Annotated in this window: 1 protein-coding gene; it reads right to left on the reverse strand. The window is 44.2% G+C overall.

Annotation, left to right across the window (positions count from 1 at the left end; genetic code table 11):
• Positions 1–129: 129 nt before the first annotated feature.
• Positions 130–1,041 (reverse strand): HAD family hydrolase (locus tag R7Z50_RS24890; RefSeq protein WP_318149401.1); only part of this gene is annotated, 912 nt, incomplete at its 5' end.

Genomic DNA, 1,041 nt, shown 5'->3' on the forward strand with positions numbered 1-1,041 from the left:
CACGGTAGAACAACCTTCGACCTAAGTTTCTTTCCTTAAAAATAAGAAAAAGCAGTGGTCCGTTCTTCGGACACAACAAAGGGGTTAACCAGTGGTTAACCCCTTTTTATATCAGTCAGATTTGAAATCTTACTTGGTTGGATACACTTGTTTCCAATCGTTTTTCATATCAGCGATTAACCAACCTTTCACTTTCGCTTCATCCAATCCTTTATCTAGCTTACCAATGCTAGAGGTGCGGTCATATTTCCACTCACGTTGGTCATCCGTGTGATGAACGTACATTGCTAAACGAGGACCAGTACCTGACGTCGTCCATTGCAGCATTTGTAGGTCACCATCTGAGTTGCCAAACGAAGCTATTGGGCGCTTACCAATGTGCTGATAAATTTGCTGCGGTTTTTCCGCTTTGTCGTTATTCACTTCAATGCCCGGTACGCGCTTAACTTGGTAACTACCATCAACATTAACGAACTCTGTAGATAGACGAGTACCAATGATACGCTCGGATGGGATGTTGTAGACATCCGTCGCCCAAGCTCGCATAAAGGCATTGCCACCACCAGACACAATGAAGTTTTTAAAGCCATTGCTATCAAGATAATCCAACAGTTCTAACATTGGTTGATACACCATGTCGGTGTATGGGCGGCCCGTTACGGGGTGCTTAGCCGTACTTATCCAAGCTCGCCCAATCGCCGTGAACTCATCGCTGCTCATTCCTGAATGCGTTTTTTGCACCATAGTTAGAACATCTTCTAAGCTCAGCTTATCTATCTGTCCACTTAACACCAGTGAGTATGGTTTAGTCGTCTTCCAATCAGGGTGGCTAGCCGCTTGCTCTTTAATTTGGTCGAGCACAAACAAGATTTGGAAGTACATCGGCTTTTCTGACCATAACGTTCCGTCGTTATCAAAAGTGGCAATACGATCTTGAGGAGCAACAAAATTGGGAGAGTTAGCGTCAGTAACATCACTGACAAATTGGATAATTGCTTGTTTGGTTTGACCGTCGTTCCACGAAGGCAATGGGTCACTATT

This window comes from Vibrio sp. 1249-1, assembly GCF_033340495.1.